This is a genomic window from Candidatus Jordarchaeum sp., assembly GCF_052745115.1.
Genome location: NZ_JBRAKS010000017.1, coordinates 1 through 24,471, shown reverse-complemented (window position 1 = coordinate 24,471; position 24,471 = coordinate 1). Strand labels below are relative to the sequence as shown.

Here is a 24,471-nt window from a genome sequence, read left to right as displayed (position 1 = left end):
TGGGTAATGCATAGGTCTTGGAAGGGGGCTTTGGTTTTTGTGGGGGACCAGGGTCTCTTCCTTTCTGGGCGGTGCTTGTTGCGCTACTCCCTTTTCGCTTCTTGGGCTAGGCGTTCCAGGACTGCTTCGTGGATGTCGGTGTACACTTCTTCGAGGGGTGGGATTTGATCCGAGATGCGGGCTATGAGTGGTGTGTTTCCTAGGCTGTATAGGGTGAATCTCTGGACGTCGAGTAGTTTTATGGCGTACTTGTAGGACACAGGCTTCCTACGTACAACTATTTTAGCCATGGCATAAATAGAATATTACTTAAAAATAGAAGAATTTTTGGACGTGCTCGAAGAACACAAAACATTAATAAAAGACCTGTATTAATTGGCTTAATACATTAAGCTGGGGTGTGAATATGAGTAGCAATGAAAATAAGTTGATATTATGGTTCGAAGAGGTAGGAAAAGAAGATATGCACAAAGTAGGAGGAAAATCTGCTAATTTAGGCGAACTGATAGTGAAGGCTAAGGTGCCAGTCCCACCAGGTTTTTCTGTTACAACTTATGCCTATAAAAAATTTCTTGAAGATACGAAAATAAAGGATAAAATTTTCAAAATCCTTGAAAAAATAGACGTTAGAGACTACCAACAACTCGAGGAAGCATCGGACAAGATTAGACAAATCATTGAATCTACACCAATCCCGGAGGATATTAAAAAGATAATAATGGAGAATTACGATGAACTAGCTAAAAGAATCAATGAAAAAGAACCATTAGTAGCTGTCAGATCTAGCGCCTCAGCAGAGGACAAAGTAATGGGTTAAACCATTCTTCCTCCATTGCCAGGCGCGTCATTTGCAGGACAGCAAGAAACCTATCTAAATGTGAATAGAGAAGAATTACTTGAAGCGGTAAGAAAATGCTGGAGTAGCCTATTTACAAAAAGAGCAATAACTTATAGACAGGAGAAGGGATTCAGACATCAAGATGTACTCATTAGCGTAGCAGTTCAAGCTATGGTTCAGGCAAAATCGGCGGGAGTTATGTTTACCATTCACCCGGCAACCGGAGACCCCGCAAAAATAATGATAGAAGCGAACTGGGGATTAGGAGAAGCAGTTGTAAGCGGAGCTGTAACACCAGACACATATGTAGTAAACAAATCTGATCTAGGAATAATAGACAAGCACATTGTGACTAAAAAAATCGAATATATGTTAAATCCTAAAACTAAGAAAACAGAACATTTAGAAGTCCCACCCCAAAGACAAAACATCCCAGCCCTAACAGATGAAGAAATAAAAGCAATAGCAAAGTATGGCAAACAACTCGAGAAACATTATAACACAGCCCAAGACATCGAATGGGCAGTAGACCAAAGTGGAAAAGTGTACTTGCTTCAATCTCGGCCCGAAACAGTACACACAGGAGCTGAAGAAAAAATTACCCAGACAGCCCAATTAGAAACTACTACCGAACGAGGTATAATACTCAGAGGACTGGGAGTATCCCCAGGAATAGCGCCAGGCCCAATAAAAGTTATAATGGGCGTTAAAGATATAGGAGAAGTTAAGGAAGGCGACATTCTAGTAACCAAAATGACCACACCCGATTGGGTTCCAGCGATGAAAAAAGCAGCAGCGATAGTAACTGACGAGGGGGGATACACATGCCACGCAGCCATAGTGTCCCGAGAACTCGGAACCCCTTGTATAGTAGGAACAGAAAACGCCACCACCATTTTAGCAAAAGAGCATCAAGTAACAGTGGATGGCGGAAAAGGACTGGTATACCGAGGTATTCTAGAAGCTGCGAAAGAAGAAGCCGTAGCCGCAACTTTAGGCCCGGTAGCAATACCCACAGCCACAAAAATCTATGTGAACCTATCAATACCAGAAATCGCAGAAAGAGTTGCAAAACAGACACAAGCAGATGGCGTAGGATTACTCAGAGCAGAACATCTAATGATAAACATTGGAAAACATCCAAGAAAACTGATAGAGGAGGGTGGAGAACAAGAAATGATAGAACAGTTTGCAGAGGGTATTAGAAAAGTCGCAGAAGCTTTTAGCCCTGGTCCCGTAGTTTATAGATTTCTAGACTTTAAGCCTGATGAGTTCCTGGCATTGGAAGGAGGAAAGAAGTATGAAGAAGATGCAGGGCATGTCGGCCCAAATCCGATGATAGGTTATAGAGGGCAATTTAGATACGTAAAAGAGTCGGATGTTTTTCGGCTTGAGTGTAGAGCGATAAAAAAAGTTAGAGATACGTATGGACTGAAAAATCTTTGGGTGATGCTGCCTTTTGTCCGGACCTTGGAAGTTTTTAAAAGTGTAAAACAGATTATGAAGGAAGAAGGGCTGGACCCGGAATTAGATTCAGACTTTCAGACCTGGATTATGGTTGAAGTCCCAAGCAGCGTGTTGCTAATAGACAAAATTTGCCAAGAGGGAATCAATGGAGTCAGTTTTGGTACGAATGATTTAACGATGTTGATTTTGGGAGTGGATAGAAACGATGCTAGTGTTCAGGAGTTGTACGATGAGCGTAATTTGGCCGTTTTACGTGCAATCGCATATACCATTAAGATATGTAAGAAGTATGGAGTAACCACCTCCATTTGTGGTCAGGCGCCTAGTGTGTACCCTGATTATCTAGAGTTTCTGGTCCGTTTGGGTGCTACAAGTATTAGTGTGAATCCTGATGCAGTTGTGTTCTCTCGACATATGGTTGCTAAGATTGAGCGTAAGTTATTATTGGAAAATGTTACGGGGCCTTCGCGTATCCGTGTGGGTAAGAACTTTATGGATGAGGTTGAGTTCTGGAAGTTGATTGAGGACTAGCAAATATCCCAATCTCCTATTATATTGTGTCTTTACCGAATGAGGACGATTATATTATAAAAAGTAGAGATATGGGAAATCTTAATATGGTAATCTGTTTTCTAGTTTTGTGAATTACATAGAGGTGAACGAATTGTCTAAGAGACCGGCAAAATGCTATACCAGAATTGATCGACCGCCGTATACTAGAAGAGAATATGTACGTGGTGGACCTGACCCGAAAATAAGGATTTATGATATGGGTAATCGTGAAAAAAAGTTCGATCTGAGAGGCGAACTTATTATTGAGGAAAGGTGTCAGGTTAGCCATAAGGCACTTGAGGCTCTACGTATCTCGATTAACAGAAACCTTACAAATAAGATGGGAAAAGATGACTTCCATTTTGTCATACATGTAAAACCCTTCCACATTATTAGAGAAAACAGAATGATGGCGTTCGCAGGTGCAGATCGTTTACAAGACGGAATGCGCCGAGCTTTTGGTAAACCTGTGGGTCGTGTAGCCCGTGTACGCGATGGACAAATTATTTGCAGTGTTTGGACGAATGATTCGGAGAAGAACAGGGAATTATTAAAGAAAATTCTTAATATTGGTGGCATGAAACTTCCTAGACCCGCCAAAGTTAGGCTTATGGCTGATCTAAATAAAGATTAGTGATTATCTTTTTCTACTTAATTTTGAATCTTCCTAATTCTTGAACTATTTTTCACTATTTTTTGTAATATTTTTATCTCAGGATTTTCCATTCCTTATCGGTGTAAATTTTACTAAATTCAGGACCCACAGCACCTATGTATTTTGAACCAGGTTTGCTAATGTATCCAGTATCTTCTTGATCCATTGTATGAAGCACTAATTGGGCTATCCGAGTTCCAGGATACAGCGCTAAATCAGCTTCCCCCAAATTAACTAGCTCTAATGTTAGTGCTCCTGCAAAGCCGGGACCTACCATTGTTGCCGTTGCTATGATTAGTCCAACGCGACCCCATGAGGATCGCCCGATTACGTATCCTAGAAGGTCGTTAGGTAACTTTATGTATTCTAATGTGCTTCCTAGCACGAATTGGTGGGGTTGAAGGATAAGTTTTCTTTTGTAACCGATATGGATTTTGTCTTGATATTGTTCTATTTGTGATTCGATATCTTCCTGTTTTGGGTCTAGGAGATGATATTTGGTCCTCTTTGTTATGATAAATTCTGTTCCTAGTCTTAGATCTATTGAGCCATGAGCAATTTGATTTTCATGACTAATCATTGGTGATATAACTAGTCTTTTCTTAGGGTCTTCATGAAAAAGTCTTTCCATTATGCTCTTTGTTGAAAGTATGGTCATTTTAATCCCCTTTCATCTTTCTATGTATTTCGCTCAGCTCTATGGATTTTTGTATTAAACTATTAAGTTTAATATCTACTTGACTTTTTTCTTCACGAGTTTTAGCATTAAGAAGTTGATATACATTATCAATTTGTGTTAGTTTTAATATCCAGCCCGCATTTAGAATGGAGATTATTCTTGCGGGGCGACTAATTTTATTTTTAAAATCTAGAATCTCGTTTGGGGGTATGAAGTTCAAAAGCGAAGAAACTAAAAAAGGAACTTCTTCTTCGAAAATTTGTATTGAATATTTCTTACCCTTAGTTAAATTTTCTATTTTCATTTTAAGTTTTGGAATTAAATCGAGTAACTTTTTCTCTATACCACTTGTTTCATATTTTGCATATTCTTCCAATTTTTCAATTTCTTTCCTTATTTCCTCATTTTTTATATAATTCGATTTTTTTATTTCTTCTAACATAATTTTTAAACGGGTTTTTAAAGGCACTCTCAATCTTAAAGTATTTGCATGAAAAATGTATTTGGAAAAAGCGAATAGATAAGATGGCCCAAACATGTGAATCGCTAATAAATCTGAGGCAATGATTATAATCCAAAATTTTATACTTTCCAGCGCTTGTTCAACATTCAAAACGCTTTCTAGTTCGTTCTCTCTAAATTTTAGAATATTATTTGGTTGGGGAATTTTATAAAAATTGGATAAAATTTCGTTCTTTATTATATCTGGAAAGATTTTATTGTGCTCAACTATATAATTGCCAATTTGGTTTGCTATTAGGCAATTCAAAAGTATATTTTCTTTTCCCAATAATGGAAGCAAAAAAAGCAGAATATGTTGAGGAGAATCCTCATCTAGATTTTTCATTTCTTCTTTATCTAAAGCGTTTTTTAATATTACTTTCAAGGTGGCTAAAAGATTTATATAAGAAAAAATGTTTTCACCTTTAAGACTTACAATTAAATGTACATCTCCTTGAAATTTTTTAATTACGTTTTCAAGGATGTAAGAGGTACTTGGAGGAAAATGCCTTATGCTTGACGCTTCTATAAATTCAATTATCTTACATATAAATGAGATGAGATAACTGTATCTTTCAGTAATGGTTTCAATCATGCGAGATGATTGTTCTCGACTTTCAAGAGGCAATTCATTTATAAATTCCAGTTCCTCTAGCATGGAAATTAACGCTCTGTACAATATTGAAGAGGTTTTTAATAGTAAGTTTATGGCTTTTTCTTGTGCATCCGTAGGAAATTCTTCTGATTGAAGTCGACTTAATACGCGTTTTTGTGATAAAATTTTTTCTATTTCGAATTCTATGGCCTTTCTGGCATCAACACATTCTTTTAGATACTCAAATGTTTTGAAATATTTGTTACTCTCTTCTAAAGTCTTCCTGCCGATTCTACTAAAAAAATTTATGATAAGATTCAAATCTTTTTCATTAATATTATTTTTAATTATCATGCTTTCTAATACTTTTATCATAGTGGAAATTTCAGTTGTGAAAGTCTTTTCATCGAAATTAGATAGTGCGAACAACGCAAGGCGATGGATTATTAAATTTTTAATTATTCCTTCTTCAACCACTCTGGGCGGAAAATTTTCTTTCGATTTCTTAACCATTTTAAGAAGTTTTAAGGCTTCCTTCAAAACTTCTTCATCTAATGGAAATGATTTAAATTTAGAGCTATAAATGGATTTCACAATTTTGTCGGAGAGAAAACCGATTTCAAATAAAATTGATAATTTAGATAACTCATTTTGATCCATCATTTTGAAGCACCATAATACTAAGAGATATCTTTGTGTAAGGATTAATTTATTAATTTCTTAGTCAATGCAATTCAATTTTTTAATTTGATTTATTAACTCTTTTTATGTTATGTATTTTTTGATGATAAAAATGAATGTATTCTCCGAAGAACCCCTATTAGAGTATGAATTTCCCGTCCAGAAACAAAGGCCCTTGAAATAACATTGTGAAAAACTCTTTCTGCAATTTTATTTTTAAAGGAAGAATAATTAATATCTTTTAGAATAAGATGAAAATACTCTAACGCCTTCTCTTTTTCCAATTTTGAAGAGGCTCTTGGGGCCCCTTTTTTCTTATACCTTTGGCTCTTGAAAATTTCGTAAAATATAATTGCGGCAGCATGTGAAACATTCAGTGTGGAATAGCTTGAAGCAGGAACTGTTACAATAACATCCGCTTTATCTAATTCCTCGTTGCTTAAACCAAAACTTTCTCGTCCAAGCAGTAAAGCAATTTTTCCACTAACATTTCCCAATTTTTCTGTTAGCAACTCAGGTGTTATGGTGGTTCTAAGAACATTATAGTTCATACCGGTTTTTGCTGTTGTGCCCACTATAAAATCAACATCTGAAACTGCCTCCTCAAAGTTATTGACTATTTTCATATTTTTGAGAACATCTACACCATGCATTGCGCGCACTTCGGCTTCAAATATATTTTCAAATTTTGGGCTAACAAGTACTAGTTCCCCCAAAGCAAAATTTTTCATGACGCGCGCAATTGCACCGACGTTTCCAGCGTTTTCCGGTTCTAAAACAATCACTTTGATTTCTAACAATATTACCAACTACTTCAATTTGTATAAAACTGAACAATATCATTGTCTTCAAGCATATGATCTAATCCCACTTTTTCACCTTCATGCTTTACAGATTTCCCAAAGATTCGAGCATACTTGAAATTTTTAATGAAACGCGCATGAAGCCTTTTTGCTAAATCTTCAACACTAGCACCCTTCTCTAGAACAAGTGGTTTATCTGAAATAACATTACCAGGTTCCCGAGTGTAAAGCCGAATAACTCCTAGTGATTTGAATATACCCTCTTTAAAATCCTCAATGCCCTTTTCTTTTAAAATAGATATAGGATAAATTTTAAATTTTTGACCATATTTACCTACTAGTTTTTTATAATTTTCTGAAGACCCAGGTAAATCCCCCTTAGTGGCAACTATTAAGGCATCCTTGTAAACTACGCTTGTATCCAAAGCAAGCTCAACATCATCTAAAGAGATTTTATTCCATATTCGAACAACTGCATTAACAATATTTTTTTTATTCAAAAAATTTTTAATTTCCTCCGGAGTCCCCTCAAAAAATTGAGTCCCCATTATTTGAATTCCACCACTCCCCGTTTTTTTTACCTCAACCGGAGGAGGATCTAAATTTAGCAGAATTCCAGCCGATTCCAACTCGTTCAATATTATTCTAACTTGTTCCAAAACATCTTGAGACAAATCAGTAACCAAAACCACAGAGTCAGCATTTCTAATGGTGGAAAGCATTTGAGGACCATTCTCACTACCACTACAACCATCAAATAGTGCAGGAGATTCAATAATTTGTATAGGAACTGAATCAAAGTCCAGAATTCCCACTTCGGGATTAATTGTTGTGAAAGGGTAATCACCCACTTTGGACTTCGCTCCCGTTAGATGGTTCAAAATTGTGCTCTTCCCGGCATTTGTTAAACCAACTAAAATTACCTGGCCTGCTCCTTGCTTCTTGATGCTAAAAACATGCACCCCCCCAGATCTTCTCATTTTTTCCCTCTCAATTTCAGCTCTAAGTTTCGCTAATCTTTTTTTGAGCTGATTAACGAATTTCTCGGTTCCTTTATGCTTATCCATACGCTGCAATAATTCTTGTATGGCAACGATCTTCTCTTCCCTAGTTTCTGCCTCTTCCAATTTTCTAAGGGCTACTTGAGCCTCAGGATTCAAATTAATCGGCAAACCAGACCCTCTAGGACCATAATAATTTTAACAGTGAAAAGTCTTTAACTCGATATTAAAATAAAAAATGTTACATTTTTAAACATGTCTAAATCAGTGTTCAAACCATACGTACTCTTTTGAGATTAATTAAAACCAAATTCTCAAAGAAAAATTTCTTTTCTGCTTTCTTTTCAAATTTAAAGCCTTTATTTTCAATAGAAGATAGAGTTTTTTCTATGCCAGATAATGATGACAAAACCACCTGCAGTTGTCCATCGTCTTCTAAAAAATTATCAAATTTAGCGAGAAATTCGTTGATTATCTCTCTTCCGCTCAATCCCCCATCCCATGCCTTTTCAAGCATATCTATATTCATATTATTCTCATTTTTCTCAGCCTTTGAGATTGGCAGATAAGGCGGATTAAAAAGTATCAAACTGAATCGTTCATCAGGTTTTAAAGCGCTCCATAAATCGCCTAGGCGAATTTCAACATATCCTTCCATTTTATTCAAATTAACATTCATTTTCGCATTAGCAACGGCCCTTTCAGAAATATCAATACCTACTACTTTTTTGGCTCTGCTTCCTGCAATAATAGCCAAAATGCCACAGCCAGTACCCATATCAAGAACATAATCATTTTCAGACACAATCAAATTGTCTGCAATTAAGAAGGAGTCTTCTGAGGGTTCATAAACATCTTCAAAAACTAGAAATTTAAAGCCTTGATAATCGAAACTTTTCATAATTTAACTATTCTCCAAAGCTATTAGAATATTTGCAATTTCCTTTATTTCTTCTGGAGTTAGGTTCCTCACTCTTTTTTCAAAAATTTCAGGGAAGGATTCCATTTTAGTGAATTTGAAGTATTTATTTTTCTTATTTTTAATATATGATTTTATACCGTGTTTTGCCTTTTTATTAGGATGCATAAAAAGAAAACGCACTACTTCAAAAAAGACTTCTTCATTTAGAATTTCGAAAGGAGGAGGTTTAGGTTTTAACATAATAATTGCGGATTCTACTTTTGGGGGAGGGTAGAATGCGGTTCTCGGAATCGTTTCTAGTAACTTCGCTTCGGCCTTATAGTATACTCCAACAGTTATCCTGCCATAATTTTTTGACCCAGGGTTTGCAATTAAACGTTCAGCAAATTCAAGTTGATAGGTCAAAATAGCTTTTTCATACCTTGATGAAAGTATTTTAAAAGTCAAAGGAGAAGATATAGAATAGGGAATATTAGAGACAATTTTTTGAACTGGGGGGAATTCTAATTTTAAAGCATCACCAGAAATTATTTCAATATTATTAAAACTAGAAAATTTATCTTTGAGAACGCTAAGCAGATTTTGATCTTTTTCTATTGCAAAAACCCTTTTAGCCTTCTCTGCAAGAGCTAATGTTAAAGCTCCCAATCCCGCACCTATTTCCAGTACCGTATCGGAGGGGGTCAGCTCCGAGTATTCAATCTCTCTTTTAAGCAAACTTGAGTTGACTATAAAATGTTGCCCTTTTTTCTTACCTAACCTAATATTGTAATATCTCAGTAAATTTAATGTTTCAAAAAAAAGATTATTATTTGTCAACGCAATATCATTCTTGGCTAGTTGTATGTGGGCGAGTAAATAGATTATATTTGTCTTCTCCCTTTAATTCACTTAGTATTCGATTGACTATAGCTTTTTTCGGCTCTGGCATTCGAACCCGGTTATTGATATCTTCAAAGCTTTTAAAGGATTCCTTTTTTCTTTCTTCTAGAATTAGCCACATTGTTTTTCTTCCTATACCAGGAATAAGCTTTAACTGATGCATTCTCGTAGTTATGGGACGGGCATTATTAAAGAAGGATACAAATTCCTTTTCTCTAAGCACTACTATTTTTTCAATAACAAAGGGAAGTTCAGATTTGGCGGTAGGAGTAAGATCATCAAAACGGATACGCTTTTGAACATGATTAATTTTTTTACGAGAACCTTTACCAATGTAAATCCTTTCATGCAAAGAAAATGTAACTCCTTTCCTTGGAACAAGTTCCAACAATGTAAAATGCGTTTCACCAACAGCCTGAGTTATGGGGTCCCTCTGAAAAGTTGGTCTGGGATCATTTGCATAACCTTGTGGTAGATTGTCTAACACATATGCAAACTCTTCATACTTCTTGGAACTTAACATCGTTGCCTACCCCCAACCTTCCAGCATTAAGAAAAATTAAAATTATGGTTCCTCCAAAATTTTCAAAAATTCACTTAATTCCTCCTCGGTAAAAATCTTTTGCTCGTTTGTTAAAAAAACACGGAGCTCGTCAATACTTTTGGGTACCGCATTAACAATTTGAATCGCGGTACTCTCGCTTATCCCGAAATTTTCTGTTAGTTTTTTAATAATTTGTACGGATTTTTCAGCAGATAATTGTGAAAATTTGGTAGCATAATCTAAAGTTACACGTTGAAAGTAACTTAACTCTCCTTTTGAACTGCGTTCCTCCAAAATTTTTTTAACCTCTGCTAAATTTAGAAGTCTTTCCTTTAAAATTTTAACAGGCAAAAAACTTACCTCCCTAGATAGGTCTCAAATGCTCAGGCCTGGAAATGAGTATTTTACTACTGTTTCCAATTTTAACAGAAACCACGTAAGCCTTCCCACGCCTTTCTAATATTGTTCCAACTCTCCCATGAAACCTCTTATGCGGCTGACCCTTATGAATACTGGGATCAATTATTATACTAACCTTCTCCCCGGGCTCATATGTTCTCAAAATCCGACTCAAAGGCGGAAGCCCACGTTCCCTAACATGCTTCTTAAGCAAATTTCGAGTCCCAGTACGATAACCCTTCGATTTCTTCATAAACATCACGCTACTCTACAAATGTAACCGTAACGATAAAAAAAGTTTTTCCTATTACCTATTAAAATTTACGTAATATCAAAAGAAATCCAATTATAATGCTCAATAATCGTGTTTATTAGATTTTTTGCTTCTTATCCTCCATGGAACTAAAAATTAACGATAAATTTAATTAATAAAATAAACATAAATAAGTATAAGCGCCGAGGACAGGATGTTCGTGACGCGATCTCAGTCTTTGTCATCTCGAACCTGCTCATGGAGAGACCTGGGTCAGACCTCTTGACCATCAAGTTAACAGCCTGACGCTCTACCAACTGAGCTACCTCGGCATCCTTCGAGAAAAAAAGGTTGTATTAATCCCTCTTAAATATTTCTTTTTTAAAATTTTTTACTCAAGAGTGAATCTGGGGAAAAGTTTTTTAAGTTTAAGTTTTAAGAAACTTTTGCAATACTATACATAAAAAGCATACTGGACGAATAAACAATGGTACAAAAGGCCAGAATCAGACTCTCGGGTACTAATCCCTTAAAGCTGGATAATATTTGTAATCAAGTCAAGAGCATTACACAAAAGACAGGAATTCGAATGTCAGGCCCAGTACCTCTTCCAACTAAGAGATTAAGAGTTCCTGTACGTAAAAGCCCTAGTGGTGAAGGAAACGCAACTTGGGAGCGGTGGGAAATCAGAATTCATAAAAGATTGATTGACCTTGATGCCGATGAAAGAACGCTAAGACAGATTATGCGTATTCGAGTACCAGAAGATGTCTATATTGAAGTTGAACTTTTATAAAATTCCAAGGATATAGATTTTAGCTTTTATTAATTTAAATTTTTAAAATATTGTTCAACACTCTTTTCTTCAAAATACTAGTTCTAGCATTCCTTATTCTATTATAAAAATATTATTTTTCTATGCTACAATCTTAACCTATTTCTAAAAAGTGTATAAAAGGTAAAAGGTAAAAAACAATACATAAAATAAGATTAATAAAGATAAAGATTTTATTGAAAAATTGTTTAGTTTATAAATAAAGAAATGAGAAAAAAATAATAGAATAGGTTAAAAGGCAGCTATCGAAATTAAAGTAATAATTATGTAATAAGTAATAATTGATTGATAATAGAGTAAAGGGGTTTAGAATGGAAGAAAATATAAAGAAGGGGAAATGGTCTTTTATTAAGGACCCAATTTTTGGCTACATAAATATTTCATATGATGAGAAGAGAATAATTGACACAGAACCTGTTCAAAGATTACGACGTGTCAGGCAATTGGCTGGAAGCGAATATGTTTATCCTGCGGGGGTACATACAAGATTTGAACACTCTCTAGGGACAATGTACCTAGCGGAACAATTAATAAATTCTTTAGCACAAAAAGCAGAGATCACTCTAGAAGAAAAAGCCATGGTGAAAATCGCAGGGCTCCTTCATGACGCAGGTCATGGCCCCTTCTCACACATATTCGAAGCCTTATTAATAAGACATCTAGAAAAAACCCATGAGGATTTCACCACATGGATAATCAAAAACTCTGAGTTAAGTGAGGTATTAAACAATCTAGGTTTAAATACTGACAAAATCGCTAGACTAGCCGTAGGAAAATTAGGAAAAAAAAGGCGATTATTTTTAGATCAAATTATCGTTAGCGCAGTAGATGTCGATAAATGCGATTACTGTATAAGAGATAGTTATCACACTGGAGGCGATTTTGATTCTATTGACATTTTCCGTTTAATTTACACTATGGATATTCTAAACGAAAACCTTGCAGTGAACTTGAATTCCATATCGACTCTAGAAACCTTTTTTATTGCCCGTTTAGAACTTTTTAAAACCATTTATTTCCACAAAGCGTCCCGCGCAGCTCAAATCATGCTAGAAACAGCAATGGAAAAAGCAAATGAAGAATTAGGATTTATGAACTTCGACTCAGTTGACGACTATATAAAATTAGACGATTACACCATGTGGTCAATGCTAAATCAATGTAAGGCTTCAAGTAATATCATTAATTGTTTAAAAAAGAGAATGCTGTTAAAAGTTGCTTACGAAAGAATCTCTTTTGCAAAAGACGAAGCCTTCTCAACCATTATAACCAAGGATAAGGTGCGTCAGCAAATAGAGGAAGAAATCGCTGAAAAAGCCGGAGTTGAAAGAGAAAAAGTCTACATAGACGTACCAACACTGCCATCAGTACCCTACCATCACTCAATAAGCCTAGAACCAATGGAAATCCCCATATTCCAAGTAACACGAGAAAGAGAAAAAATCCCACGCAACCTCTCAGAAGTCTCAAACACAGTTGAATTAATGAAAGGCTTCCTAAACATCATAAGAGTATACACGGACAAAGATAATAGAGATGCGGTAGCAAAAGCCACAGAAAAAGTTCTAGGACTCCCTTATAGTGCAAAAATCTCATACTAAATCAGCAATAAACATCAACCTCAATAATCAAAAAAAGAAATTTCAAGACATTCTTTTAAGAATAAAAACAGAGTTACCACCACTGGGCGAGTATAAAAATTTCAGTAAAAAAAGTTTTTTAGTAACAATTAATAATAAAGACAGCAATTTGATGTATTATTCGAACCTTAACATAATGAACAGAGTTGGTGGTAAATAATGGAAATAAAAATCGTAAAAATAGAATTACCAAAAGACAGCCAAACAATTTTAGGACAATCACACTTCATCAAAACAGTTGAAGACATCTTTGAAGCTCTAGTAAATTCGGTACCGAACATCAAATTCGGCATTGGCTTCTGTGAAAGTTCAGGAAAATGCCTAGTAAGATACGACGGAACCGATGACGAACTAAAAGAAGCCGCGGCTAAAAACGCACTAAATCTGGGTTGCGGCCACAGTTTCATAATCTTCATGCGTGACGCATATCCAATAAATGTTCTAAATGCTCTAAAACAAGTACCAGAAATCTGCAACGTATACGCAGCATCAGCCAACCCCATAGAAGTTATAATTGCGGAAACAGAGCAAGGCAGAGGAATACTTGGAGTAATCGACGGATCCAAATCAAAAGGTATCGAATACGAAGAAGACATAAAATGGAGAAAAGAACTACTAAGAAAAATAGGATACAAAAGATAGAAATTGATTTAGGTTTTACTAAAAAAATTATTATAAATTCGTTAATCCCGACGCAAAGGAATGGTGACCCATTGAACTTGTAAAGAAACAAGAATATCTCCTAAAATAACATACTTTGAAAATAATGATAAAAAAGGCGCCAAAAATACAAGACAACAGAATCCATCTCAAAAACCAAAAAAATTGAAATAAAATAAGAATAGATTTTGAATGATATCATTTTTTAATATCGAAAAAAGATTGCATGCTTTAACAGAGGAAAGCCTATACAAAAAAGTATCTACTAATGTTGAATAAAATTAGGTGGCGCCGGGTGTGAGATTTGAACTCACGCGGCGGAATTGCGGCTAAACTAGTGTCCGCCAGTAGGTTTCATGTCTGAACCCGCTTTAGTGGTCTTAATTAGATCTCGAGCTTCTGCAACATCTCATGATTGAGCTTATTTCTACCGCCGTACCATTCCCATTTCCACACCGAACCGTGTGGTGAATCTTGGCTAACCCGGCTCCAATTTTGGTTTTAATAATAATTTTCAAGAGTTGGTCTAAGATTTAATCATATATTAATTTGTTGTGCCTTGTGAAAATATTGGACAAAACATCGGTTAAATCTGTGCTCTACATATACTTGTAATGTTTTTATCTTGCTCCTGATATAAGATCAATTTTTGTGATTATTCCTACGATTTCGCCTTTGTCTATTACTAATACCGCCGAGTTTCCGCTTGCAAGTAGTTGGTTTACAACTTCTATTTTTGTTGAGGGGCTTACGCTGGGGAAAGTTTCTTCCATGATTTCTTCTACTGTTTTTTGGAAAATTTGTTGTCCTTTGGATAGGTGTTGAACAATAGTCTGATCATTTATACTTCCTATGGGGTGTCCCTGTTTAATGACAGGAAGCTGGGAAATATCCTTATTTCTCATTAGTTCTGTGGCTTCAAGAACTTGAGCGTCCGCATTAATTGTTATCACGGGGGAAAACATTATGTCTTTTGCTGTTGTGGATTCTTTGTTTGCTGCTTGCATGGCGTTTAAAATTTTTTGTAATGTTGATAGGCGGGGGTCTACTGAGCCGCTTTCAATTCTAGCTATGAGGGATTGGCTTACACCTGCTTTTTCTGCAAGTTCAGTTTGGGTTAATCCCACCTTTTTTCTTAATCTTTTAACATCATCTGCTGTTGGAAGCCGAAACAATATAACCCACCTAACCCAAAAAAATAGCTCTAAAAATAATGGGAATATTACCCTTAAGAATATTACCCATAAGAATAATAAGTGCAGTTTTAGAATGCTCATTAAACGTATGCTTGCATTTTGCAATTAAATAGGACTTGTTTTATTTTATAAAGAAATTAGATTTAGCGGGCTAATAGCAGATAAAAATTATATAATCCTAGCAACTGCTCCAAAAGTGGAGAAATAAAGAAAAGTGAAAGACAATCTAATGGTTGATTTTCTTGAAAGCTTCTTGCGAAATTAATTGCACCGGTATTGTACAAGGCGTTGGCATGAGGCCTTTCGTTTATAGAATTGCTGTTAAGTGGGGACTTACCGGATATGTCCTAAATCTTGGTGATGCAGGGGTCCGTATCGTAGTTGAGGGTGAAAGGACCGTAATAGAAAATTTTATTCGAAACCTAGAAACAGAAAAACCGCCCATGGCGAGGTATGAAAAAATAGAGATAAACTGGAAACCCTACCATAGACGTTTTAAAAATTTTAATATACGGAAAAGCTCGAAGGAAAGCGTTCTTAAAAGCTCCTATATACCCCCCGATATATCAATCTGCAATAATTGCCTAATCGATATTCTTAATCCTGCGGATCGCCATTATAATTATGCCTTCACCTGCTGCGCAGACTGTGGCCCTAGGTTCACATCAATCATCGATTTACCCTATGACAGAATGAGAACTACCATGAAAAAGTTCCCCCTATGTCCTGACTGTGAACAAGAATACAAAAATCCCTTAAATAGAAGATACCATGCACAAGGTATTTGTTGCCCAATATGCGGACCAAAGTTAACACTTTATGACCGAAAGGGTAACCGAATTGATTGTGATAATCCGGTAACAGAAACAGCAAAACTAATTGAGGAGGGAAAGATTCTAGCAATAAAAGGAATTGGAGGTACACACCTCGCCACCCTCACGACTGATGATGAATGTGTACTTGAATTGCGTAGGAGAAAAAGAGAAAGAAAATTCAAACCGTTTGCGATAATGTCTCTAAACCTTGAAAAAGTTCGAGAATATGCGATAGTAAATGAATACGAAGAAGAAATAATTAGCTCATTTCGACGCCCAATAGTTATACTCAAAAAATTTGAGAATTATGATTTATCTGAGTGGATAAGCCCGGGGCTTCACAATGTCGGTGTAATGCTTCCGTACTCCGGATTGCATTATCTGCTTCTACAACAGATTGATGATCCAGCAGTTGTTATGACAAGTGGTAACGCAACAGACAACCCCATGGCCATATCAAATAATGAAATAGTTTCACAGTTAGGACACCTAGCCGACTATTTTCTACTGCATGACAGAGAAATATATCAGAGAGCCGATGACTCAGTCCTAAGAGTAATCGATAGAAAACCAAAAATAATCCGCAGATCTCGAGGCTACGTACCAGAACCAATAGAATTAAATATTGAACATAAAGGAAAAGGAATTCTGGCAGTAGGCCCAGAACTAACAGCCACCGTAACAGTGATGAAAAAGAACAGATGCTTCCCAAGCCAACACATAGGAGACTTGTCAGGAAACCTAGAAACCATAGAGTTCCACAAAAGCATAGTAAACCAGATGTTAAAATTAACCCTCGTAGAACCAGATGTGGTTGCCTGTGACCTACACCCAGACTTCTATACAACAAAATACGCAGAAGAATATGTGGACATACACAATACAGAACTTGTCAGAGTCCAACACCACCACGCACACGCAGTAAAACTAATGGCAGAAAACAACATCAACGAACCAATAATATGCATAACCAGCGACGGAGTAGGATACGGAAGAGACGCAACAATTTGGGGCGGCGAAATCCTATTATCATCATATAAAACCATGGAAAGATTAGCGCACCTAAAACCACAACCCATGCCTGGAGGAGATGTTTGCACCAAATACCCCACACGAATGCTAACCGCAATACTCAGCCAAGCAATACCCGAAAACGAACTCAGAGACATAATAAAGAAAGGCTATCTAGACGGTTTCAAATACGGCCAACAAGAAATCGATTTAGTTTTTAAACTCCTAACGAAAAAAGACTACATCACAACCACAAGCTCCGGAAGAGTACTAGACGCCATCTCAGCCCTCCTAAAAATATGCCAGAAAAAAACGTATCAGGGAGAACCCGCCATAAGACTCGAATCAATTGCCGCAAAAGGAAAAGACACTGTAAAAATCACTCCAGAGATAAATAAACACAATGGAAAATACATATTCGACACGACAAAATTACTAAACGACATCCTAGAAAAAATAAACCAACACAAAATCCAAGACCTAGCAGCATCAGGCCAAAGAGCTTTTGCAGAAGGACTAGCACAAATGGCAGTAAAAACAGCACAAGAAACAAGAATAAAAAACATAGGATTCACCGGAGGAGTGGCATACAACGAAGCCATAACAAAAATAATAAAAAAAATAGTAAAACAAAACAACTTAAACTTCATACAACACCAAAAAACCCCACCAGGAGACGCAGGAATCAGCATCGGACAAGCAATCATCGCAGCTGCAAAAGTAAACGACATCTGAAAAAGAAATCTTTTAATGATATCATATTTTAATAAATAATTAGGGGAGAATTAGATGCCATCAAAAAATGAGGACAGCTCAGAAAAACAAGACATCGAGAAAGTTAGAGAATATGTTGGAGATATATTAGCGGATCCTATCGTTAATAAATTGTTAAGTTCATCTAATATTACATCCATTCAATTTGAAACGCTTCTCATTAATTTCCTACTAGATGAAGGCGCTGGTAAACCTGTAAAGTATAAGATTAAAGGATTCCTAAGGGCCCCTAGCAAGAAAAGGCGATTTCGCGGACCACTAAAGACAAAAGGAGTCACACGCGGGGCCTTCAGAAGAGTCCTAGGCCAAGCTTGTGCCAATGTGATAAAATCAATATACTCTCTTGTACTATTAGGCTATGTTGGCATCCTAGACAGCCCAAGCCTACACACCTATCTCGACATGTCCAACATCATAAGCAATTACATGGAACAAATGGAACTAAGCTACGGAAAAGATCAAAGCCAAGAGAAGAAAACAGCATTGAAAATACTAGAAAAAAACCTATTAGATATGATCCAAAAATACGCAGATCCCTTCTTTCTAGCAGGACGCAGCGAATAAAACTTATCTGATCTTAATGATCAACCTGTTTAGATATCTGAAAAAGATAGATAAAAAAAGATATCAATATATCAAATATGTTGGATATTGTCTACTAGCTGCGGGGTTTGTTCAGCTTTACATGCTCTTAAAAATTGAAGATATACGGTATTGAACGATTTAGGACCTTTTGGCTAAATTTTGATTTTGCTCATCTAGTAACTCAAAGAATTTGAGAGAATCAAGTTCGTTTTTAGAAAATGCTTTTCCCATTTTTTCAAGAATGGCTATTCTACAAAAAACTGTAGCGCCCTTTTCCCCGAATTTCTCTTTTAACAGTTCTAGATAACTGCTAGGCATTCTTACATTAAAATTTGTGTCAAGCAGAGTTATAGGATCCTTCCTAGTGTAACGGTAGAAGACTTTTTCAACAACCTTAACTCCATCAGATTCATACACACGTTCAACCGCTGTTTCACTTCTACCTCTTTCATCGACTGTATAAGGTTCAGAAACGTCTTCCACTTTTTCTTTCAGGGCTTCCTGCTCCCGAGCTTTTTCAGCAATTTTGGTAAGCCTAGGCATGATGTCAACTCCCGAAATCCTTTTTCTGATATCCTTGATATGATATCAATTATTAGTAATCTTTTTAAGATATCTTTCATAAGGTCTCTTATTAAGATATCCTTTTCAGATGCTTTTTTATTAATCCACAAGCTTTTCTACTGGAGGTAGGGCCTCGATCATTTCTTTGGTGATCATTTCGCTACGGCCCTCTTTGAAGTTTGAAGCTGCTATAAACACGCTCTGGTTACAAAGCAGGCGTATATCTCGTCCAACGCCATGAGCCTTCTCCGTTAAGACAGGAATAGTATCTTCTTCGAAAGGATAAATTTCAAAATTGCTCTCATTAAAGCTTCCCAATTTTCCACTTGCCCAGTATAGTCTTCTTCCGATAAATTCTCTGACTTTTTTTTCATCCAATCTTTCAAACTCGATTTCCCAGCAGCGGTCATAGAGGTGAGGAACCCCTGCTTTTAATCCCAAGGCATGGGTTCTGGTTCCCGTGAGTATCAGCATACATATCATCTGATCCCTGCTTTCAGGGTTCAGGGCATTTTGCTTTAATTCGTTTAATTTGTCCTTGGATAATTGATATCCTGCGGAGCTAGCAAATTTCTTAAAATTAGATTCCTCGTTCAGAAAATAATTATTAGCATCCTTCTGAGTTAAGTCACCCAGCTCTTTAATCTTAATAAAAACCTCTGAATCGTTATCTCCAAAATCATCAATAAAAATCAAAGTAGTCCGGTTCGTCAAAAGAAAACGCACCATAATATCCTGTTTAATCAAAGTGTAAATGTCCTCAGCACTCATTCTGCTTTTATACTTCACACCCAACTTTTGAGCTATTACCTCCCCCATCTGACGCACAAATAACTTACTCTGATTCACTACTATAGGGTGAAATAGGTACTCCGGATCCCCTTGCTTTGCCAAGTAAGCAAGATCATTAAAAATTAGCTCCAAAAGCATAGTCTTACCCATGCCCGGCTCCTCACTCGTAACAAGAAGATGCCTTTCCTTTGCCTTTATGTAATCATCAATCTCCAAAATAACGTCTGTGGAAGCAACAAAAAGCTCAGGGTCACTTAAACGAACCTTAGAAAAAGGATTCCACTTCCAACCAACATGACTATAATAAGCATTTCTAGCCTCTGCAACCGAAGGATAAAGCCTACCAACCACACCAAACTTATCTTCCACGAACATCACCTCTAAACCAAACAAGCCCACAATAAATACCAACAAACGCCCTTAGGCGAGATTCCAAGCATTTCGATGAGTGACTAAAATATCACAACAGGTGAATCACTTATACGAGTTTAAGTAAATATTCTATTATTACTTATAATTATAAAGATATCGAAATCCGATATTGATTTCAAAAAATGATATCAAAAACTAGTGCCAAAATATTGATAGACAATAAAAAAGTCTTTTAAAAATAATGGGTTGGAGAATCTTATTCATTTAGTGGTGAGTAAAAGCCCAGATTTTTTAAATCATAAATTTTAGATCATAAAACTAATTCATCTACATCATCAATCTGAAAAAACCATATAAAAATTCGCAAAATGTTTACAAAAGTGTATACATAGGGATTCCCCAACGTAAAGCACCCTATAACCGGTTTATATATAAAGAAAGTAATATCTAGAGATTCCCTGCATATTAATAACCAAAAAAAACTATTTTTTACCAAAATTTACTGAAAAAATAGCTAATAAAATCACAAAAAATGAAAAATATCAAAATTCCCAAAAAAATAACTAGTTTTAATCAGTACACCACAACAAAACGAATTATATTAATAACAAGAAAAATAATTAAGGTCGAGGTTCTGGCACCCAAATCCTAGAAGCATCCAAAAACAACTCACAAAAAATAACTATATTTTAAAAAAATACCAATTTTGATGTCAAAAAAAGTAATCAAAAAAAGATGATTAAAAGTGATATCGAGCACCGAAATAATATTCAGAACAATAAATGATAAAATAAAGTACCAGTGAGAATTTAATAAATTGGAGTTTAATCCCTTATACTTTTAATCGATACCCGAAAAATGGAACAATAGCACAATGATGCTTAAGATCTAAAAGAAATACTAGAAAATCGTAGGAAATGTTTACAAAAATGTATACATAGGATCAGTCCACCAAAAATTCCTAAAAAACACAAGCTATATAAACAGAGTATTATCCAGAGAATATCAAAATATTAGAAAAGGGAACCAAAAAACACATCACAAGTAAAAATTCCCCTAAATTTTTTCTTTTTTTGAATTATAGCGCTCCATAAAAGTAATGCGAATTTTTATTTTTGGTGTATGAGGTTCTCTATGGGGGTGAGGGAGCATACGCTCATGACACGTTCGGGTGGTGTGTTACGCCCAAACCAGCTTATGGCTGTTGCAAGTTGGTGCGGGGTTGCGAAGTACCTGTTGTTCAGCAGCTTCTTCCTCTCAAAGTTCCACCACTGATCCTGGGGTGGAGGTCGGGGGAATAGGTTGGCAGAAACCTCAAATCTACCTGGGGGTGGTTTTAGAGAAAGGATTCCACCTTCTCGGATTTATGCACCGGCAGGTTATCGGTGTAAACCCATACCCTTCCTCTGGGATACTCTCGGATTATCCTTCTCAGAAACCGGACGAAGGCCGAGGCTTTAGCTTCCCCGGTGGTCATCTGGATCAATCTCCCCTCAAGTGGATTCACAGCCCCACAGCAGTTCATCCTCCTCCTATCGGTCTGAGGGACTTTGACCACCAGCCTCTCCCCAACGTCCACCCATAAATAACCCTTTCTTGGGGAACACTCCACCGTCATCTCATCCTAGAAGAGAGCGACGACCGAAGCGGGCTTAGAAGCCAGGTCTTGGAGAAAACGCTGGGCAAAGTTCTCCCTTTCATCCTCGTCAGCCTCTGCATACTCGATCTCCGCCTTCACGTAGCGCGCCCCCATACCTCTCAGGCACCGTCTTATGGTCTCCTGGGAAACAGTCTTCCCCCTCCTTAGGAGGTAAAGACGCAGCTACCGGCAGTCCCAAAAACTCGCGTTAACCCCGTGTCTCTTTGGATCGTTCTCCTCTTCGAGCTTCCTGTTCTCCTCTTTATCCTTCTCCGTCAGTTTTGCTATGCATTACCCACAATTATTATGGGTAATTTTTGCTCTCTAATTTTTTATCATATACGTAATATTTTTTATCGTGGGAACAAGAAAATATGCGTATCTTGCATAAAATTAGAGGAAAGCAATTACTCGTAGCACTTATGGGTAATGCATAGGTCAGTTTTGGGGGCCTTCCTCCCTTAGGCTTATCGGCAAGGTTTCTCTCAACCTGCCACCTCTCTATCCAGCGGTAGATGGTAGCCTCATCCACGCAGAATATCTCGGCCAACCGATGAGACCGTGTAACCCTTAATAAGGGCGTGCAAAGCCAGGTAGCGTACCTTCACTCTGGCGTCCTTACACTTCTTCGCCAACACCCTTAGGAGTCACTCATCACCCTTGAGAACCACCCTTATCGCCAAAACAGGTATATGACTAGAAAAAAGATTTGACTCTTTCGCTCACACTAGCCGCAAAACTTTTGAGGAGCGCTATAATTTATTATCAGCAGCTACATTGATGTCGAAAATAGATTTTTAAAATAGATATCAAAAATAGATATTGAATTCCGATATCAAACTTATGAAATCAAAAAAAGTTGCTATATTATTTTAAATTTAAACGATTTATAATTTTAAAAATAGTAGACTTTTAAAGAGGGAGTTTAGTATTCATAGTTTTCTTTTTCAGGAGATGCTTCACTTGTTGTTTCTTCTACTTGGAGTTTTTTGAGATTTTCGCTTCTTTCGGCTAGATCATCGGAGCTTAGATTAATGGATTCATATGTTTTAAGGATGTCGATCCAACTGCCGATGTAATACTTTGCGAAGTCCTTTTTTTCGGGATCTCTTTGGGGAATTGTTTTCATGTAGTTTTTGAACTCTTTAATATATTTGCTGAGGGTTTCTAGTGGTATGTTGTTCAGGAGTTGGAAAATTAGCGAGTCTTTGGAGTTTAATTCTAGAGCTTTTAACCAGCCCTGCCAGGCGATGCGGGTCCACTCGTTTTTGAATTCTCCATTGTTTATTGTGGATCTGAGAATTGAAAGAGCTTTTTTCTGGTCACCAATCTTCAGAGCATATGCTAGATTATTTAATTGTTCCAAAGTTATCACCCAATTTGTTAATAATATTTCTATGAAGACAGACTAAAAAACTTTATCAAAAAAATAATAATGATGAAAATGTTTGAGGGTATAGGATAATTTCTGTAAACATACCCCTTTTTTTCCACTGGAGTAATAGTATCTTGTTGGCTGCAATTTTTATTGAAATTTTATTGAGTTTTTAATCCAAAATGTTTGATAAACATATTTAAATAAGTGAAAAACTGTAAATAAATGGGAGGCTAGTTATATATAAATTATTTAATTAAATAAATACATTTTTATAGTTACTTTTTCCAGTGGAAATATAAGGGTAGGGGTTGATCTTAGCAGCAATGTTTTGTTTAATTTTTTGATATGATGATTTTGTTTTATTGGAACACGTGTTCTAACTTTCACAATTCTACCTCCTCCACTATCCTAAAAACTCTGCAAAAAATTATATTTTGATATTTTCTGAAAAAGGAACTATACTCTTCTGCATATTCTTCAGGAACCAATATCGCACTATCCCCCGCAGCCTCACAACCCTCATAGTCTAGCAAACCGGACTTGTACTTAACTTTCTTCTTGCTTTTAGTTTTCCAGGTATACTTGAAGCCGAACAATTCTTTATAGAATCTTATTCTCATAGGATCACTCTTTTTACCTGGAAGAATATCATAAACGTAAATATACGTAATTTGTACCCTCTTTGAAGTTTGATTTTTATTTTTTATGGAGTGTTTTTAAAATTTAATACAATGTGGATATTTTTATTAGAACACATGTACCAAACTTCCTCTCAGCATAGTATATTATAAGTTGCTTTTCGATTTCTATTTTCGATAACTGTTTTAGAAATCTAAAAATGATATCCAGATATATTATTTTATGCAGCAGGTCTTTATTGAATTTTAATAAAATGTTTGTATACGTTTCCAAAGGTAATAGGGGGTGGGCGTATGGAAGCTATTTATAATTTGTTTTAATCTCTGAATCCTTTAATGATCGCTTTTATTTTTTGGGATAGGCTGGAGTAGAATTGTTTTGTTTGAGTGTGTGTGGGGGTTCCGGTTTTTTGCTTTGTATTATCCTTTTTCACAGTTGGCGCTCTATTTGTTAATTTCTTGCTGTAAATAGGGTTTTTTAATTCTTTATTTTAGGAAAATAGCTTTTTTTTATTGTTAATATCGTTTTGGTTACTTGCCCCTTCGTTTCCACTGGAAATTGTGTTTAATATCTCTTTTTTCTTTGTTTCACTAATTGGGCTTTTGTGAATTTGTGAATGTTAAAAAATATGGAAAAATATCTTATTTTACAATATAAAGAATTATTAAGCCTTCTTTTTGATATTACTTTTTAATTATATCATATTTTTGATATTTTAGTATTTTATTTTTTTATTTTCTACTTTTTTAATTATTTTGTGGTTTTCACAGAAGTTTTATTTACAGATAAACTATATATA

Annotated in this window: 25 protein-coding genes, 1 tRNA gene and 1 pseudogene; 8 read left to right on the top strand and 19 right to left on the bottom strand. The window is 36.0% G+C overall.

Annotated features, from left to right (window positions below; genetic code table 11):
* The first annotated feature begins 406 nt into the window (after window positions 1-406).
* A pseudogene (gene ppsA, locus ACUVXA_RS02745) lies at window positions 407-2,836 on the top strand (phosphoenolpyruvate synthase).
* 133 nt (window positions 2,837-2,969) lie between these two features.
* Window positions 2,970-3,491 (top strand): 50S ribosomal protein L16, encoded by a 522-nt coding sequence (locus tag ACUVXA_RS02740; protein WP_445869699.1) that lies wholly within the window; start codon window positions 2,970-2,972, stop codon window positions 3,489-3,491.
* A 73-nt stretch (window positions 3,492-3,564) separates the two neighbouring features.
* On the opposite strand, the gene dcd is transcribed toward ACUVXA_RS02740, so the two are convergent.
* The 10 genes from dcd to ACUVXA_RS02690 form a co-directional block, all read right to left on the bottom strand.
* Window positions 3,565-4,170: a dCTP deaminase gene (gene dcd / locus ACUVXA_RS02735; protein WP_445869698.1), complete on the bottom strand. Its 606-nt coding sequence runs from the start codon at window positions 4,168-4,170 to the stop codon at window positions 3,565-3,567.
* Window position 4,171: 1 nt separating this feature from the next.
* On the bottom strand, window positions 4,172-5,950 hold the full coding sequence (locus ACUVXA_RS02730; protein ID WP_445869697.1) for a hypothetical protein: 1,779 nt from the start codon (window positions 5,948-5,950) through the stop codon (window positions 4,172-4,174).
* A gap of 107 nt (window positions 5,951-6,057) precedes the next feature.
* The gene (locus tag ACUVXA_RS02725) at window positions 6,058-6,768 is read right to left on the bottom strand and encodes an RNA methyltransferase (protein WP_445869696.1); all 711 of its coding nucleotides are present in this window, start codon (window positions 6,766-6,768) and stop codon (window positions 6,058-6,060) included.
* 14 nt (window positions 6,769-6,782) lie between these two features.
* Complete coding sequence (locus ACUVXA_RS02720) at window positions 6,783-7,943, bottom strand: GTPase (protein WP_445869695.1); 1,161 nt, start codon at window positions 7,941-7,943, stop codon at window positions 6,783-6,785.
* Between the two features lie 100 nt (window positions 7,944-8,043).
* The gene (locus tag ACUVXA_RS02715) at window positions 8,044-8,673 is read right to left on the bottom strand and encodes a HemK2/MTQ2 family protein methyltransferase (protein WP_445869694.1); all 630 of its coding nucleotides are present in this window, start codon (window positions 8,671-8,673) and stop codon (window positions 8,044-8,046) included.
* Window positions 8,674-8,676: 3 nt separating this feature from the next.
* Entirely contained in the window at window positions 8,677-9,513 is an 837-nt protein-coding gene (gene rsmA / locus ACUVXA_RS02710; RefSeq protein WP_445869693.1) for a 16S rRNA (adenine(1518)-N(6)/adenine(1519)-N(6))-dimethyltransferase RsmA, read from the bottom strand.
* Window positions 9,514-9,520: 7 nt separating this feature from the next.
* Window positions 9,521-10,099, bottom strand: a complete 579-nt coding sequence (locus ACUVXA_RS02705; RefSeq protein ID WP_445869692.1) for a DUF655 domain-containing protein — start codon at window positions 10,097-10,099, stop codon at window positions 9,521-9,523.
* Window positions 10,100-10,141: 42 nt separating this feature from the next.
* Window positions 10,142-10,471 (bottom strand): hypothetical protein, encoded by a 330-nt coding sequence (locus tag ACUVXA_RS02700; protein ID WP_445869691.1) that lies wholly within the window; start codon window positions 10,469-10,471, stop codon window positions 10,142-10,144.
* Between the two features lie 13 nt (window positions 10,472-10,484).
* Window positions 10,485-10,772 (bottom strand): 50S ribosomal protein L21e, encoded by a 288-nt coding sequence (locus ACUVXA_RS02695; protein WP_445869690.1) that lies wholly within the window; start codon window positions 10,770-10,772, stop codon window positions 10,485-10,487.
* Between the two features lie 201 nt (window positions 10,773-10,973).
* Window positions 10,974-11,104 (bottom strand) — tRNA-Asn (locus tag ACUVXA_RS02690).
* A gap of 155 nt (window positions 11,105-11,259) precedes the next feature.
* Here ACUVXA_RS02690 and rpsJ point away from each other — a divergent pair.
* The 3 genes from rpsJ (at window position 11,260) to ACUVXA_RS02675 (ending at window position 13,889) form a co-directional block, all read left to right on the top strand.
* Window positions 11,260-11,568, top strand: a complete 309-nt coding sequence (rpsJ, locus tag ACUVXA_RS02685) for a 30S ribosomal protein S10 (protein ID WP_445869689.1) — start codon at window positions 11,260-11,262, stop codon at window positions 11,566-11,568.
* Between the two features lie 350 nt (window positions 11,569-11,918).
* Window positions 11,919-13,208, top strand: coding sequence for an HD domain-containing protein (locus tag ACUVXA_RS02680; protein WP_445869688.1), 1,290 nt, complete (start codon window positions 11,919-11,921; stop codon window positions 13,206-13,208).
* A gap of 198 nt (window positions 13,209-13,406) precedes the next feature.
* The gene (locus ACUVXA_RS02675) at window positions 13,407-13,889 is read left to right on the top strand and encodes an adenosine-specific kinase (protein WP_445869687.1); all 483 of its coding nucleotides are present in this window, start codon (window positions 13,407-13,409) and stop codon (window positions 13,887-13,889) included.
* Window positions 13,890-14,527: 638 nt separating this feature from the next.
* On the opposite strand, the gene ACUVXA_RS02670 is transcribed toward ACUVXA_RS02675, so the two are convergent.
* Window positions 14,528-15,082 (bottom strand): CBS domain-containing protein, encoded by a 555-nt coding sequence (locus ACUVXA_RS02670; RefSeq protein ID WP_445869686.1) that lies wholly within the window; start codon window positions 15,080-15,082, stop codon window positions 14,528-14,530.
* 263 nt (window positions 15,083-15,345) lie between these two features.
* Here ACUVXA_RS02670 and hypF point away from each other — a divergent pair, with 263 nt between their 5' ends.
* Together hypF and ACUVXA_RS02660 are read left to right on the top strand one after the other, a co-directional pair.
* A complete protein-coding gene (hypF, locus tag ACUVXA_RS02665; protein WP_445869685.1) occupies window positions 15,346-17,664 on the top strand; it encodes a carbamoyltransferase HypF in 2,319 nt (772 codons plus the stop codon).
* Window positions 17,665-17,718: 54 nt separating this feature from the next.
* Window positions 17,719-18,267, top strand: a complete 549-nt coding sequence (locus ACUVXA_RS02660) for a hypothetical protein (protein WP_445869684.1) — start codon at window positions 17,719-17,721, stop codon at window positions 18,265-18,267.
* A 159-nt stretch (window positions 18,268-18,426) separates the two neighbouring features.
* Here the strand turns inward: ACUVXA_RS02660 and ACUVXA_RS02655 are convergent, their stop codons facing one another.
* Window positions 18,427-18,831 carry a hypothetical protein gene (locus ACUVXA_RS02655; protein WP_445869683.1) on the bottom strand — a complete coding sequence of 135 codons (405 nt, stop codon included), beginning with the start codon at window positions 18,829-18,831 and terminating at the stop codon, window positions 18,427-18,429.
* 120 nt (window positions 18,832-18,951) lie between these two features.
* Window positions 18,952-20,013, bottom strand: coding sequence for a hypothetical protein (locus ACUVXA_RS02650; protein WP_445869682.1), 1,062 nt, complete (start codon window positions 20,011-20,013; stop codon window positions 18,952-18,954).
* Window positions 20,014-21,131: 1,118 nt separating this feature from the next.
* Here ACUVXA_RS02650 and ACUVXA_RS02645 point away from each other — a divergent pair.
* Window positions 21,132-21,317 carry a hypothetical protein gene (locus tag ACUVXA_RS02645; protein WP_445869681.1) on the top strand — a complete coding sequence of 62 codons (186 nt, stop codon included), beginning with the start codon at window positions 21,132-21,134 and terminating at the stop codon, window positions 21,315-21,317.
* A 35-nt stretch (window positions 21,318-21,352) separates the two neighbouring features.
* Here ACUVXA_RS02645 and ACUVXA_RS02640 read toward each other — a convergent pair whose 3' ends face one another.
* From ACUVXA_RS02640 to ACUVXA_RS02615, 6 genes are all read right to left on the bottom strand, one after another.
* Complete coding sequence (locus tag ACUVXA_RS02640; protein WP_445869680.1) at window positions 21,353-21,634, bottom strand: transposase; 282 nt, start codon at window positions 21,632-21,634, stop codon at window positions 21,353-21,355.
* A gap of 6 nt (window positions 21,635-21,640) precedes the next feature.
* Window positions 21,641-21,769: a hypothetical protein gene (locus tag ACUVXA_RS02635; RefSeq protein WP_445869679.1), complete on the bottom strand. Its 129-nt coding sequence runs from the start codon at window positions 21,767-21,769 to the stop codon at window positions 21,641-21,643.
* A complete protein-coding gene (locus ACUVXA_RS02630) occupies window positions 21,723-21,854 on the bottom strand; it encodes a hypothetical protein (RefSeq protein ID WP_445869700.1) in 132 nt (43 codons plus the stop codon). Before ACUVXA_RS02630 ends, ACUVXA_RS02635 begins: the two co-directional genes overlap by 47 nt.
* A 105-nt stretch (window positions 21,855-21,959) precedes the next feature.
* On the bottom strand, window positions 21,960-22,187 hold the full coding sequence (locus ACUVXA_RS02625; protein ID WP_445869678.1) for a hypothetical protein: 228 nt from the start codon (window positions 22,185-22,187) through the stop codon (window positions 21,960-21,962).
* A gap of 393 nt (window positions 22,188-22,580) precedes the next feature.
* Window positions 22,581-23,021 carry a hypothetical protein gene (locus tag ACUVXA_RS02620; protein WP_445869677.1) on the bottom strand — a complete coding sequence of 147 codons (441 nt, stop codon included), beginning with the start codon at window positions 23,019-23,021 and terminating at the stop codon, window positions 22,581-22,583.
* A gap of 395 nt (window positions 23,022-23,416) precedes the next feature.
* Window positions 23,417-23,653, bottom strand: a complete 237-nt coding sequence (locus ACUVXA_RS02615) for a hypothetical protein (protein WP_445869676.1) — start codon at window positions 23,651-23,653, stop codon at window positions 23,417-23,419.
* Between the last annotated feature and the right edge of the window lie 818 nt (window positions 23,654-24,471).

Bases quoted from the DNA above. Each gene is read 5' to 3' on its own strand.
- ACUVXA_RS02675 (WP_445869687.1), top strand. From the start codon at position 13,407: ATGGAAATAAAAATCGTAAAAATAGAATTACCAAAAGACAGCCAAACA.
- ACUVXA_RS02680 (WP_445869688.1), top strand. From the start codon at position 11,919: ATGGAAGAAAATATAAAGAAGGGGAAATGGTCTTTTATTAAGGACCCA.
- ACUVXA_RS02655 (WP_445869683.1), bottom strand. From the start codon at position 18,831: ATGCCTAGGCTTACCAAAATTGCTGAAAAAGCTCGGGAGCAGGAAGCC.
- ACUVXA_RS02640 (WP_445869680.1), bottom strand. From the start codon at position 21,634: ATGACGGTGGAGTGTTCCCCAAGAAAGGGTTATTTATGGGTGGACGTT.
- dcd (WP_445869698.1), bottom strand. From the start codon at position 4,170: ATGACCATACTTTCAACAAAGAGCATAATGGAAAGACTTTTTCATGAA.
- ACUVXA_RS02635 (WP_445869679.1), bottom strand. From the start codon at position 21,769: ATGGGGGCGCGCTACGTGAAGGCGGAGATCGAGTATGCAGAGGCTGAC.
- ACUVXA_RS02715 (WP_445869694.1), bottom strand. From the start codon at position 8,673: ATGAAAAGTTTCGATTATCAAGGCTTTAAATTTCTAGTTTTTGAAGAT.
- ACUVXA_RS02615 (WP_445869676.1), bottom strand. From the start codon at position 23,653: ATGAGAATAAGATTCTATAAAGAATTGTTCGGCTTCAAGTATACCTGG.
- rpsJ (WP_445869689.1), top strand. From the start codon at position 11,260: ATGGTACAAAAGGCCAGAATCAGACTCTCGGGTACTAATCCCTTAAAG.
- ACUVXA_RS02705 (WP_445869692.1), bottom strand. From the start codon at position 10,099: ATGTTAAGTTCCAAGAAGTATGAAGAGTTTGCATATGTGTTAGACAAT.
- ACUVXA_RS02695 (WP_445869690.1), bottom strand. From the start codon at position 10,772: ATGAAGAAATCGAAGGGTTATCGTACTGGGACTCGAAATTTGCTTAAG.
- ACUVXA_RS02730 (WP_445869697.1), bottom strand. From the start codon at position 5,950: ATGATGGATCAAAATGAGTTATCTAAATTATCAATTTTATTTGAAATC.
- ACUVXA_RS02660 (WP_445869684.1), top strand. From the start codon at position 17,719: ATGCCATCAAAAAATGAGGACAGCTCAGAAAAACAAGACATCGAGAAA.